Source organism: Streptomyces griseomycini (assembly GCF_014203535.1).
Taxonomy (GTDB): domain Bacteria; phylum Actinomycetota; class Actinomycetes; order Streptomycetales; family Streptomycetaceae; genus Streptomyces; species Streptomyces griseomycini.
On sequence record NZ_JACHJI010000005.1, the window covers coordinates 130,842 to 142,482 of the forward strand.

Below are 11,641 nucleotides of genomic sequence, written 5' to 3' on the forward strand. Positions count from 1 at the left end.
GAACCCCCTCAGGCCACCCGCCCGTCCCCATCCCGTCGGCCCGCCCCGGAGGCATCCCGATGCGACAGTTCACCGCCGTCGTCAACCCCACCGCGGGCGCGGCCACCGGAGCGGCCGCGCTGCTCGCCGTGGCCCGGCACCTCCGTGAGGAGGGCGCCGAACTGCGGACCGAGTACAGCCGCAGCCTGGCCCACGCGCGGGAACTGGCCCGCGACGCCGGGGACCGGGGGCGGATCGTCCTCGCCGTCGGCGGTGACGGCATCGCGGGCGGCGTCGGCGGCGCCCTCAGCGGAACCGGGGCGGCCCTCGGCCTCGTCCCGGCCGGCCGGGGCAACGACTTCGCCCGCGCCCTGGGACTGCCCCGGGACCCGGAGGCCCTGGCCCGCGTCCTGCTCCACGGCGAGCCGCGGCCGGTCGACACCATCGAGGTCGACTCGGCCGTCCACGACCGCACCGTCGTCCTCGGCAGCGTGTACGCCGGTGTGGACGCGCTCGCCAACCGCCACGCCAACCGGTCCAGGCTGCTGAAGGGGTCCGCGTCCTACTACGCGGGCGGTCTGCGGGCCGTCACGACCTGGCGTCCCGTCCGTTACCGGGTCACCGTCGACGGCGAGGAGCACCCCCACACCGGGTACACGGTGGTGGCCGCCAACTCCGGCTTCTACGGGTCCGGCCGCATCATCGCCCCCGACGCCCGCGTGGACGACGGCCTGCTGGACGTCGTGATGATCGAGGAGGCGCCCCGGCGGCTGTTCTTCACCCTGATGAACGAGCTCAGGACCGGCGCACACGTCCGCCGGCCCCAGGTGCGGATCCTGCGGGGCGGCGAGATCCGCATCGAGGCCGACCGGGACGTCCCCTACGGCACCGACGGGGAGGTCGACGCGGTCCTCCCCGTCACGGTCAGGGTCCTGCCCGGAGCGCTGCGCGTCCTGTACTGACCGCCCGTCAGGCCCGGTTGCCGTCGTAGTGCCGGGCCAGCCGCGCCAGCGCCACCGCGCCCAGCAGCAGTCCGAAGTCGCGCAGCGCGACGTCGTAGTGGCCGGACAGCGTGAGCAGGTCGACGATGACGCCCGCGAGCCAGCCGGCGACCAGCCAGCCCCCGAAGCGCGGCGCGATGCCCACCACGACACCGGCCACGATCTCGATCACCCCCACCGCGTACATCGCCGACTGCGCGCTGCCCGGGACGATGCCGTCGATCCACGGTGCGAGGTAGACGGGCCAGTCCACGAGGAGGTTCGCGAACTTGTCCAGTCCGAACAGGATCGGCGCCACGGTGAAACCGGTGCGCAGGATGACGTACGCCTGGTAGCCGGGGTCGGTGAGCGCGGCCCGCCGAGGCGTGACCGGCGCTCCGCTCGTGGTTGTGGAGGCCATGGCCTGCACCTTTCTTCTATTGACAACTCTCATTGACGATAGAAGCGCGGATTCTCTCTTTAGTCAATGGCCGTTGCTTTTACACTGGTGTTCGTGGACGACACGGAAGAAGTACGGGACAGGGGCATCTCCGCCATCGCCGCTCTCGGCGAGCCCACCCGCCGGCGGCTGTACGACTACGTGACGGGCCGGCGCCACCCGGTCGGCCGGGACGAGGCGGCCGAGGCCCTGGGGTTGGCCCGGCAGACCGCGGCCTTCCACCTGGACCGCCTGGCCGCGGAGAACCTGCTCGACGTGCTCCACGTCCGGCGCAGCGGACGCAGCGGACCCGGCGCGGGCCGTCCGGCCAAGCTCTACCGCCGCTCGGCCGCGCAGATCGCCGTCAGCCTCCCGGACCGGCGCTACGAACTCGCCGGCCGGCTGCTCGCCCAGGCCGTGGAGGAATCCGCTGCCGGCGGGGAACCCGTGCGCGAGGTGCTGCACCGCAGGGCGCGGGAACTGGGCGTACGGCTCGGGACGGACGGCGAGGAGACGGAGGTCCTCCAGGTGCTGGAGCGGTACGGCTTCGAGCCGCGGCGCGACGGCGGATCCGTCGTCCTGGGCAACTGCCCCTTCCACGCGCTGGCCCGCGCGCACACGGAGACGGTGTGCGGCATGAACCTGCACCTGATGCGAGGAGTCCTCGAAGGGATCGGGGACACGGGGTTCGAGGCCTGTCCGGCGCCGGAACCGGGCCGGTGCTGCGTCCGCCTGGACCCCGCCGCCTGACCCGGCCGCCAGGAGGTGCCCCATGACTCCGCGCGAGTTGTCGACCTTCGGCCACGGCACCGCGGACCGGGAAGCGCTGGCCGTCCTGCTGCACGACGCCGGGATCACCGCCGTCGTGGACGTCCGGATCGGCCCCGGCAGCCGCCGCGATCCCGACCTGGCACGGGCCCGGCTGGCCGGATGGCTGCCCGAGGCCGGCATCGCCTACCGGTGGGAACGGGACCTGGGCGGCTTCCGCAAACCGCCGCCCGACTCGCCCGACACCGTCTGGCGCAACGAGTCCTTCCGCGGCTACGCCGCCCACACCCGCACCCCTGAGTTCGTCACCGCGATGGACACCCTGCTGGAACAGGCGGCCCGCGAGCCGACCGCGGTGATGTGCAGCGAATCCGTGTGGTGGCGGTGCCACCGGCGGCTCATCGCCGACTTCGCCCTCCTCGCCCGCCGCGTGCCGGTACGTCACCTGATGCACGACGGGCGCCACACACGGCACAGCCCCACACCGGGTGCACGCCTGCGCGACGACGGGCTGCTCGTCTACGACGACACCGCCGCCGCGTCGGCGTAGACGGCGCGGCGCAACCCGGGAGTCACCCGCAGTTATCGGACACGACCCAAGACTGGACTGGTTCGTTCTCTGGAATTATTCGCGTCTGGGCCTATAGGTTCGGCGCATGACCGCATCCCGGCCGTCGACCACCGCCGAGGAGCTCCGCGGTGCGGGCCTCCGCGCGACGGCGCACAGGGCGTGTCTCCCCGCAGGCGGTGCACGGAGCGCTCCACGCGCTCACCGAGGCAGGGCCGGTGCGCCCCGTGTCGCACCGGCCGGCGCCGCCCGCCACGGGGACGCGTCGGGGACCACCACCGCCCTCCGGGGTGCCGGTCCCGCGGCGTGGCCGCCGACGTCGACCGCGCGGTCGGGGACGCGCCCCGCCCGGCCGCGTCCCACGGTCACGGCCTCGTGATCGTCGGGGCCGGGGTCGTCCGTCGGGGCCCGCGCCCCGGCTGTTGCCCTCCCGCAGTACCCGAACTGCGCGAACCTCTTCGTCCGGAAGGACTCCCATGACCGAGAACCACGACGCGATCGTCACCGACCCCAAGGCGGAGGAAGCGGGTGGCTGCCCGGTCGCGCACGGGCGCGCCCCGCACCCCACCCAGGGCGGCGGGAACCACCGGTGGTGGCCCGAGCGCCTCAACCTGAAGATCCTGGCCAAGAACCCGGCCGTGGCGAACCCGCTCGGCGAGGACTTCGACTACGCCGAGGCGTTCCGGGCCCTCGACCTCCCGGCGGTGAAGCGGGACATCGCCGAGGTGCTGACCACCTCCCAGGACTGGTGGCCCGCCGACTTCGGCCACTACGGCCCGCTCGTCGTCCGGATGGCCTGGCACAGCGCGGGCACCTACCGCATCAGCGACGGGCGCGGCGGCGCCGGGGCCGGCCAGCAGCGCTTCGCCCCCCTCAACAGCTGGCCGGACAACGCCAACCTCGACAAGGCCCGGCGCCTGCTGTGGCCCGTCAAGAAGAAGTACGGCAGGAGCCTGTCGTGGGCCGACCTGCTGATCCTCTCCGGGAACGTCGCCCTGGAGTCGATGGGCTTCAAGACCTTCGGCTTCGCGGGCGGCCGGGAGGACGTCTGGGAGCCGGAGGAGGACGTCTACTGGGGCCCCGAGACCACCTGGCTCGGCGACGAGCGCTACACCGGCGACCGGGAACTGGAGGACCCGCTCGGCGCCGTCCAGATGGGCCTCATCTACGTCAACCCCGAGGGCCCCAACGGCAACCCGGACCCGATCGCGTCGGCCCGCGACATCCGCGAGACGTTCCGCCGGATGGCGATGAACGACGAGGAGACCGTCGCCCTGATCGCCGGCGGCCACACCTTCGGCAAGACCCACGGCGCGGGCCCGGCCGACCACGTCGGCCCCGACCCGGAGGCCGCCGGCCTCGAGGAGCAGGGTCTGGGCTGGCGCAGCACCTTCGGCACCGGCAAGGGCGCCGACACGATCACCAGCGGTCTCGAGGTGACGTGGACCAACACGCCGACCACCTGGGACAACAGCTTCTTCGAGATCCTCTTCGGCTACGAGTGGGAGCTGTTCAAGAGCCCCGCAGGCGCCCACCAGTGGCGGCCGAAGGACGGCGCGGGGGCGGGCACCGTGCCCGACGCCCACGACCCGTCGAAGAGCCACCAGCCGACGATGCTGACCACGGACCTCGCGCTCCGCTTCGACCCCGTCTACGGCCCGATCTCCCGGCGCTTCCTGGAGAACCCGGACGAGTTCGCGGACGCCTTCGCCCGTGCCTGGTTCAAGCTGACCCACCGCGACATGGGCCCGAAGTCGCTGTACCTCGGTCCGGAGGTCCCCGAGGAGACGCTGCTGTGGCAGGACCCGCTGCCGGAGCGGACGCACGACCTCGTCGACGCCGCGGACGTCGCCGTACTCAAGGAACGAGTCCTCGCCTCCGGCCTGTCGGTGTCCGAGCTGGTGTCGACGGCGTGGGCGTCGGCCGCGTCCTTCCGCGGCAGCGACAAGCGCGGCGGCGCCAACGGCGCGCGCATCCGCCTGGAGCCGCAGCGCGGCTGGGAGGCCAACGACCCCGACCGGCTGGCGACGGTGCTGCGCACCCTGGAGGGCATCCAGGAGTCCTTCAACTCCGCGCAGGACGGCGGCAAGCGGGTCTCGCTCGCCGACCTGATCGTGCTGGCCGGCGCCGCGGGCGTCGAGAAGGCCGCCAAGGACGGCGGCTTCGACGTCGAGGTGCCGTTCACGCCGGGCCGCGTGGACGCGTCGCAGGAGGAGACGGACACCGAGTCGTTCGCCGCGCTCGAGCCGACCGCCGACGGCTTCCGCAACTACCTGGGCAAGGGCAACCGCCTGCCGGCCGAGTTCCTGCTGCTGGACAAGGCCAACCTGCTCACGCTGAGCGCCCCCGAGATGACCGTCCTCGTCGGTGGCCTGCGCGTGCTGGGCGCGAACCACCGGCAGGCCGCGCACGGTGTGCTCACCGAGACCCCCGGCACCCTGACGAACGACTTCTTCGTCAACCTGCTCGACATGGGCACCACCTGGAAGGCGACGTCCGAGGACCAGGCCCTCTTCGAGGGCCGGGACGCGGCCACCGGCGAGGTCAGGTGGACCGGCACCCGTGCCGACCTGGTCTTCGGCTCGAACTCCGAACTGCGCGCGCTCGCGGAGGTCTACGCGAGCGACGACGCGAAGGAGAAGTTCGTGCGCGACTTCGTCAAGGCCTGGGACAAGGTCATGAACCTCGACCGGTTCGACCTCGTCTGAGTTCTCCGCCCGACCGGTCCGCACGGCGTCCGGGCCGGTCCCCGAGGGCCGGCCCGGCGGCCTCCCACGACCCGCGAGGCCCGGGCAGGCCGGCCGCCAACTCCTTTTCCGTGCACAGGAACCAGCGGATGATCTTTCGCTGGTGGCTTATCCGGCCGTGTCGTCGTGACGTTGTCGGTGCGAGGTTGCACAATGATCGGAAAAAGAGATCAACACCGGCGCCTCGCTGGGTAGACGGTCGGCGGTCTCGAGTCCCGGCTCCGGAAAGGTACTGCTGATGCTCTCCACCGTCGACCAGGCGAACGCCCTCGTCGTCCTCCCGACCGCGCGCCGCCGGCGCTCCCGGGTGACCGGCGACCAGGGCGCGGCCCCCACCGGCCCCGGCGCGAGGCACGCCACGGCCGTCAGCCCGCCCGGCGCCCCCATAGGCGGCCCGGCCCGCAGGGGACCGTCCACGTCCGTGCTCCGGACCGCCCCCTCCCGGCCGCGCGCCCCGCTCGGTGCCGACCGCGTCGACGTACTGCGCATCGTCTCCGATCCCCGCACTCCCACCTACGTCACCGTGTACGCGAACGGCCGCCGCCGGTACAGCTACTGGCGCCCGATCGACCCCGCCACCGGCACGGGGGGCTGCTACGCCGCCCTGCCCACCGCCGAGTGCGACGAGCTGCACGCAGCCGGACGGATCACCCTCGGGGAGCCCGTCGTGGACCCCCACCGGACGACGTACCGTGTCCGCACGGCCGCCCGCGTCCAGCAGCAGCCCGTGTCGATGCGCGCGGCGAAGGAGCGCCGGTACGCGGCGTGATCCGGGCGGACGCCGCGACGACGCCCGCCCCGTCGAGGCCGCGGCACCGCCGTTCAGCGGTGCCGCATCCAGACGCCGGGCTCGGCACGGGCGGGGGCAACGGCGGTGACACGGGAGGCGACACCGGCGGCGGCCCCGGCACTCCGGGTGGCGCCTGCACCGCCACCCACCGCACCGTCAACAGCTGGTCCGGCGGCCTCCAGGGCGAGGTCTCCGTACGCGACGACGGCACCCGCGCGCTCGACGGCCGGACCGTCGGCATGACGCTCGCGCCCGGCCGGTCCGTCCGCAGCCTCTGGAACGGTCTGCACTCCGGAACCACCGGAGCCGTCACCGTGCGCAACACCGCCCGGAACGGCACCGTCGAGCCGGGCTCCACGGCCACCTTCGGCTTCACGGCCACCGGCGGCTCGTCGACGGCGCCGCACACGCTCACCTGCCACAGCCCCTGAGCGGCCCGGGCCGGCCGGACACGCGGGTCACTCGGCCGCGAGCTGGTGGTCGGCCCAGACGTAGCTCTCCGGCAGCAGGTCGGTGACGGGGACGGACCGGACGCGGTCGCCCCCGCCGACGATGACCTCGAGCGTGGGGAAGTAGTCGAGAAGGACCTGACGGCACCGGCCGCACGGGGGAACGACCCCTCGGTCGCGGTCGCCCACGGCGACGACGGTGTCCAGCTCGTAGGCGCCCTGGGCGGCCGCCGCGCCGATGAGGACCAGTTCGGCGCAGGGGCCACCCGTGAAGTGGTAGGCGTTCACCGCGGTGACGATCCGGCCGTCCCGGGCTCGGGCCGCGGCCGCCATGGTGTGGTTGTCGCCCCGGCAGCGCGTGCGGGCGACGTGGGCCGCGGCCCGGACGAGCTCGTGGTCGACGGGGCGGGACTGCGTGGTCATCTTCTCTGCCTCCCTCGGGTGCCAGGAGACACTGACCCGGGTGGCGGGGGCGCGCAAGCGAATATCGGCGGTGTGCTCGTTCCGCCGGGCGACGCAGCGGCGGACCGGGCGGGCGAACCGGGCCGTCCGGCCACGGGGCGGTTCCGGAGGGCCGCCGCCGTCCCGGCGCCCACCCGGCCGGAACGCAGGACGTCCGGCTCCCGCGGACGGCACGGGAACCGGACGGACGACGACGGCGCCGAAGCGGCGAGGAGGGCCGGTGTCAGGCGATGCACGCCGAGACGACGGCGGACACCGCGAGGTTGCAGGACGCCGTCACCCAGACCGCGGGGTGGGGTTCCGGGTCGACCAGCGTCGCGCCCAGGCGCCCCGGCGTGATGAGGTCCACCACCAGGAACGCCACCGCCATCATCACCAGCCCCAGCAGCCCGAACGCCGCGGTCGACACCAGCCCCTTGCCGAAGTCCTCGTACGTCGTCCAGATGGACGTGAACACCACCCCGCCGATGCCGAGCAGGGCGGAGCTGAGCACCACGGCGGCGTTGCGGTTGCGCTCCTCCCAGATCTGCCGGCCGAGCTTTCCGGGCGTCAGGACGTCGACCAGGACGATGCCGAGGACCAGCAGGACCAGGCCGAGTGCGCCGTAGGCGGTGGCCCGGCCGAGGCCGTTGACGATGTCGCTCATGGGATGTGCCGGCTCCGTAGCGTGAGGGATCGTGAGTGATCGCGGTCGAGGGCGAGCAAAATGTAGCGCACCCGTTCGACCCCCGGACCGGCGCGGTCGCCGATGCCGTCCGCCGGACCGAAGGCCGCTCTCCGCACGGCGCCCTCCAGGGGCGCCGCCGACGGTCCGCACCGAGGACGGCACCCTCGGCCGGGTCCCCCGGCACGGCTCGCCTTCGCGGAACCCGACGCCGAAGTGGCCGGACCGCACGCCGGATTCGCGTACGGAGGCCGCGCCTCGGCCCGCGGCCCCGCCCCTTCCCCCTCCGCACGGGTCCGCCCGCTCCCGGCCGTCGCGGACACCGTGGCCGGCCGTGCCGGCGGCACGTCGTGCTCCGGAGTCATGGCGGCGCACATCGAGGGCATCAGAAGTCCAGTCGGAGCCGACGGGGCGCGGTGGTGGGCCGGTCGGCACGATCCACGAGGGACCGAGAAGGAGAACCGCCATGAGCAGAGGCAGCCGCACGCTCACCGTCCTCTACGTCGCCGTCGCCCTCTGGCTGTCCTTCTGTACCGTTCGGACCTGGGGCGCCGTCCCGGTCTGGAGCACCCTCGCCATGGCCGCGGCCGCCTTCACCCCGGTCCTGGGGATCGTCCGCGAGACCGTCATCGCCGACGAACGGCGCGCTGTCGCCGTCCTCAGGGAGCGGGAGGGGCGCCGGGCGGCGTGGCGTGACGAGGCCGTCGCGGCGCTCGCCCGGGCCGAGGTGCAGGCCGCGTGCTGCGAACGCTGGTGGACGTCGTGCGCGACCGAGCACGACCCCGGCTGCGCCCACCGGCCCTCGTGGGGCAGCACGGCCTGACCGGGCCCGGGCCGCGGGGAGGCGCGCCGCGGACTCCTGGTCCGTGCCAGGGTGGTGACGCCCTTTCGGTGCACACCCTGGATCAAGGGACGTGCCTCTGCCCCCTACCACTCCGGTCGGCGTACCCGTGCACACGGGTGCGCCGTACGGAAGGGGGAGCCGTGTCCTCTCCGCGCACGTTCCGCAGACGGCTGACCGCCGCCCGGCGGTGGACCGCGGGCGGTGACGGCACGATCCGCGCGCTCGGCAAGTGCCTGGACGTCACCTCGGGCGGCACGGCCGACGGCACCCCCGTCCAGCTGTGGGACTGCAACGGCGCCGCCGCCCGGCAGTGGGTCGTCACCGCCGCGCGCGACATCGTCAACCCGCGGGCCGACAAGTGCCTGGACGTGACCGGCAACAGCCCGGCCGACGGCACCCGGCTGCAGATCTGGACCTGCACCGGCGGCGCGAACCAGAAGTGGACGGTGGGCTGAGCAACGGCAGCCTCCCGGAAGGGACCTGCGGCCGCCCCGGTCGTCGCTACGATCACCGCGTGCGATTCCCCCGCTCAGCCTCGGGCTGGACCATGGCCGTCTTCGGCGTGCTCGCCGCCGCGCTCGGCGCGGTGGGCCTCGTCTCGCCGGCCGCGCAGCTGTCGATGCTCGGCCTCGCGACGCCCGGCGGGCGGGGGAGCGGTGACCACACGTCGGCCTTCGTGACGGCGTCCTCGACGGCGGCGCTCAACATGGGCGTGTACTACGTCCTGGCGGCGCTCGCCGACTGGCGGGCCTTCTTCCGCTGGACGGTGCCCTTCAGGCTGCTGACGTGCACGGTGTTCACGGCCGCGGTGATCGGCGGAAGGGCACCGGAGGTGTTCATCGGCGTCGGGGTCTGGGAGGGCCTCGGCGCCGTCGCGACGGCGGTGGCGCTCCGGTACGAGCGGCGCGCCACCGGCACCGGCGCGGCCCACGGCCGCGCCGGGACGACAGCGGCGCCGGACCGCGCCGAGGCCTGACCCGGCCTCACGTCCGTTCGGTCACCGGGCGGCGGAAGGCCCAGTCCGGCTTCGGTTCCACCACCCACCGGAAGACCCGCCGCACGGGCGCCGTGCACAGAGCGGTCACGACCACCGCGGCGACCAGGGTGACGACGACCGCGCCGAGCGGACGGTGCAGCCAGCCGGGTTCGTACCAGCCCCAGTACTTGCTGACCTGCGCGACGAAACCGTGCAGGAGATAGCCGTACAGCGTGGCCGCGCCCAGTGCGGTGAACCACGTCCGCCGCCCCGGCACCCAGGCGAGGAAGCACGCGACGAGCAGCAGCGAGGAGGCGAAGAGGACCAGGGTCACCACGGGGCCGTACCAGGCGGGAGCGGACAGTTCCTGCGCGCTGTCGCCGTGGTGGAGCCAGGCGGACGTCACCCGGGGGACCGCCCAGTACGCCACGGCCAGCGCCACGGCGAACACCGGTACGGCCAGGACCCGCACCCGGCGCCGGCGCACCGCCCGGAAGTGCTCCGGCCGCAGGAAGAGACCCAGCACGAAGTACGGCAGGAACTGCAGGGTGCGCTGCACGTCGAGGTCCTCGCCGAGGGAGGGGGAGAGGGAGGCCGCCATGGCGACGACGAGCGCCAGCGGCACCGGCCACCGCACGAGCTTCCACAACGGCGTGGTGAGCCGCCACACGAACAGGGCGGCCAGGAACCACGTCAGGTACAGCGGCTCCAGAAGGGTGACCGGCCGGTCGGGCACGCCGTCCGTCCACCGGGTGAACAGGGTGTACGCCGTCTCGAACACCACGTACGGCAGCGCCACCCCGGTGAGCAGGCGCTTGACGCGCCCCTCGCTGCCGTCGAAACCGCGTGAGTGGTGACCGGCGATGACGATGAACGCGGGCATGTGGAAGGCGTAGACGAGCATGTACAGCGCGCTGACGGCCCGGCTGTCGTCGCGCAGCGGTTCCCACGCGTGCCCCACCGCCACCAGCACGATCGCCAGGTACTTGGCGTTGTCGAAGAACGCGTCACGCCGGGGCGCCCGCCGGGACTTCCCGTCCCCTCCGGCGCGCGCCTCCTGTGCCGCCTCGCTCGCGGCGGCCGCGCGGACCGGCTGTGACGCGGCGGGACGTCCCGTACGGGATGCGGTGGCGGAGGTGCGGGGCGACGACATCCCAGCCGCCTCACCCGTCCCGCGACGGCTAAACCTCCGACCGGTCCGGCCGCTGACCGGGACGCCGGAGCTTCCGCTGCTCCGGCGTGCGGCGTCCCTTCATCCGATGAGCCGAGGATTCCCCGTGCGGGAACACGGCCGCGACCGCGTCCGTTGATCAGGCGGACCGCGAAGATCCGGGACTGACCGCCAGGACCGGACGGACAGCAACAGAAGCCGAGGTGGCACCAGTGGCGATGTGGGACCGGCTCAAGGACCAGGCCAGGACTCTCCAGCAGGCGCAGAGCGCGCGGTCGGGGGGCGCGCGGCAGCAGGGACCCTTCGGGCAGGGGCAGAGCGGTGGGCACGGCCACGGCTCGTCCTCCGGCGGCTCCAAGGCCCAGCTGATCGGGCTGCTGAAGACGCAGCTCGCCTCGGCCAGGACCGAGCTCAAGAGCGGCGCCTACCGGGACGCCAGCATGGCGATGTGCGCGCTGGTCGCCGCGGCCGACGGGTACGTGGAGCCGGCGGAGCGGCAGCGGGTGGAGGAACTGATCGTCACCAACGAGGTGCTGCAGAACTTCCCGGCGGACCAGCTCCGCAAGCGGTTCAACGAGCACGTGGACCGGCTCACGGCCGACTTCGAGCAGGGCAAGGCGCGGGCGCTGGAGGACATCGCCAAGGCGGCGAAGAAGCCGGTCGAGGCCAGGGCGGTCGTCCAGACCGGCATCGTCGTCGCCGGTGCCGACGGCAGTTTCGAAGCCTCCGAGCAGTACGCCGTCCGTGACGCCTGCGCGGTGCTCGGCATCTCACCGGCGGAATTCGGCGTCTGACGCGGGCCGG

Annotated in this window: 13 protein-coding genes and 1 pseudogene; 10 read left to right on the plus strand and 4 right to left on the minus strand. The window is 73.6% G+C overall.

Annotation, left to right across the window (positions count from 1 at the left end):
- The first annotated feature begins 59 nt into the window (after window positions 1–59).
- Entirely contained in the window at window positions 60–941 is an 882-nt protein-coding gene (locus tag FHS37_RS15245; RefSeq protein ID WP_184821390.1) for a YegS/Rv2252/BmrU family lipid kinase, read from the plus strand.
- 7 nt (window positions 942–948) lie between these two features.
- On the opposite strand, the gene FHS37_RS15250 is transcribed toward FHS37_RS15245, so the two are convergent.
- Window positions 949–1,380: a hypothetical protein gene (locus FHS37_RS15250; protein ID WP_184821392.1), complete on the minus strand. Its 432-nt coding sequence runs from the start codon at window positions 1,378–1,380 to the stop codon at window positions 949–951.
- A gap of 66 nt (window positions 1,381–1,446) precedes the next feature.
- Between FHS37_RS15250 and FHS37_RS15255 the strand changes: the two genes are divergently transcribed.
- The 5 genes from FHS37_RS15255 (at window position 1,447) to FHS37_RS39360 (ending at window position 6,702) form a co-directional block, all read left to right on the plus strand.
- Window positions 1,447–2,148 carry a helix-turn-helix transcriptional regulator gene (locus tag FHS37_RS15255; protein ID WP_184821393.1) on the plus strand — a complete coding sequence of 234 codons (702 nt, stop codon included), beginning with the start codon at window positions 1,447–1,449 and terminating at the stop codon, window positions 2,146–2,148.
- Window positions 2,149–2,170: 22 nt separating this feature from the next.
- Window positions 2,171–2,716, plus strand: a complete 546-nt coding sequence (locus FHS37_RS15260) for a DUF488 domain-containing protein (protein WP_184821395.1) — start codon at window positions 2,171–2,173, stop codon at window positions 2,714–2,716.
- A 494-nt stretch (window positions 2,717–3,210) separates the two neighbouring features.
- The gene (gene katG / locus FHS37_RS15265) at window positions 3,211–5,442 is read left to right on the plus strand and encodes a catalase/peroxidase HPI (RefSeq protein WP_184821397.1); all 2,232 of its coding nucleotides are present in this window, start codon (window positions 3,211–3,213) and stop codon (window positions 5,440–5,442) included.
- A gap of 277 nt (window positions 5,443–5,719) precedes the next feature.
- The gene (locus tag FHS37_RS15270; RefSeq protein ID WP_184821399.1) at window positions 5,720–6,250 is read left to right on the plus strand and encodes a hypothetical protein; all 531 of its coding nucleotides are present in this window, start codon (window positions 5,720–5,722) and stop codon (window positions 6,248–6,250) included.
- A 59-nt stretch (window positions 6,251–6,309) separates the two neighbouring features.
- Window positions 6,310–6,702, plus strand: coding sequence for a cellulose binding domain-containing protein (locus FHS37_RS39360; RefSeq protein ID WP_184821401.1), 393 nt, complete (start codon window positions 6,310–6,312; stop codon window positions 6,700–6,702).
- 27 nt (window positions 6,703–6,729) lie between these two features.
- Here the strand turns inward: FHS37_RS39360 and FHS37_RS15280 are convergent, their stop codons facing one another.
- Both FHS37_RS15280 and FHS37_RS15285 read right to left on the minus strand, forming a co-directional pair.
- On the minus strand, window positions 6,730–7,143 hold the full coding sequence (locus FHS37_RS15280) for a cytidine deaminase family protein (RefSeq protein WP_184821403.1): 414 nt from the start codon (window positions 7,141–7,143) through the stop codon (window positions 6,730–6,732).
- Between the two features lie 262 nt (window positions 7,144–7,405).
- Window positions 7,406–7,828 carry a DUF350 domain-containing protein gene (locus tag FHS37_RS15285; RefSeq protein ID WP_184821405.1) on the minus strand — a complete coding sequence of 141 codons (423 nt, stop codon included), beginning with the start codon at window positions 7,826–7,828 and terminating at the stop codon, window positions 7,406–7,408.
- A 484-nt stretch (window positions 7,829–8,312) separates the two neighbouring features.
- Between FHS37_RS15285 and FHS37_RS15290 the strand changes: the two genes are divergently transcribed.
- The 3 genes and pseudogenes from FHS37_RS15290 to FHS37_RS15300 all read left to right on the plus strand — a co-directional run bounded on the left by FHS37_RS15290 (window position 8,313) and on the right by FHS37_RS15300 (window position 9,666).
- Window positions 8,313–8,669 carry a hypothetical protein gene (locus tag FHS37_RS15290; RefSeq protein WP_184821407.1) on the plus strand — a complete coding sequence of 119 codons (357 nt, stop codon included), beginning with the start codon at window positions 8,313–8,315 and terminating at the stop codon, window positions 8,667–8,669.
- A gap of 194 nt (window positions 8,670–8,863) precedes the next feature.
- Window positions 8,864–9,145: pseudogene (locus FHS37_RS15295) on the plus strand (ricin-type beta-trefoil lectin domain protein); the annotation flags it as partial.
- A gap of 92 nt (window positions 9,146–9,237) precedes the next feature.
- Entirely contained in the window at window positions 9,238–9,666 is a 429-nt protein-coding gene (locus FHS37_RS15300; RefSeq protein WP_184822115.1) for a hypothetical protein, read from the plus strand.
- Window positions 9,667–9,673: 7 nt separating this feature from the next.
- On the opposite strand, the gene FHS37_RS15305 is transcribed toward FHS37_RS15300, so the two are convergent.
- Entirely contained in the window at window positions 9,674–10,819 is a 1,146-nt protein-coding gene (locus FHS37_RS15305; RefSeq protein WP_184821409.1) for an acyltransferase family protein, read from the minus strand.
- A gap of 230 nt (window positions 10,820–11,049) precedes the next feature.
- On the opposite strand from FHS37_RS15305, the gene FHS37_RS15310 reads away from it, so the two are divergent.
- On the plus strand, window positions 11,050–11,631 hold the full coding sequence (locus FHS37_RS15310) for a tellurite resistance TerB family protein (protein WP_184822116.1): 582 nt from the start codon (window positions 11,050–11,052) through the stop codon (window positions 11,629–11,631).
- Window positions 11,632–11,641: the final 10 nt, after the last annotated feature.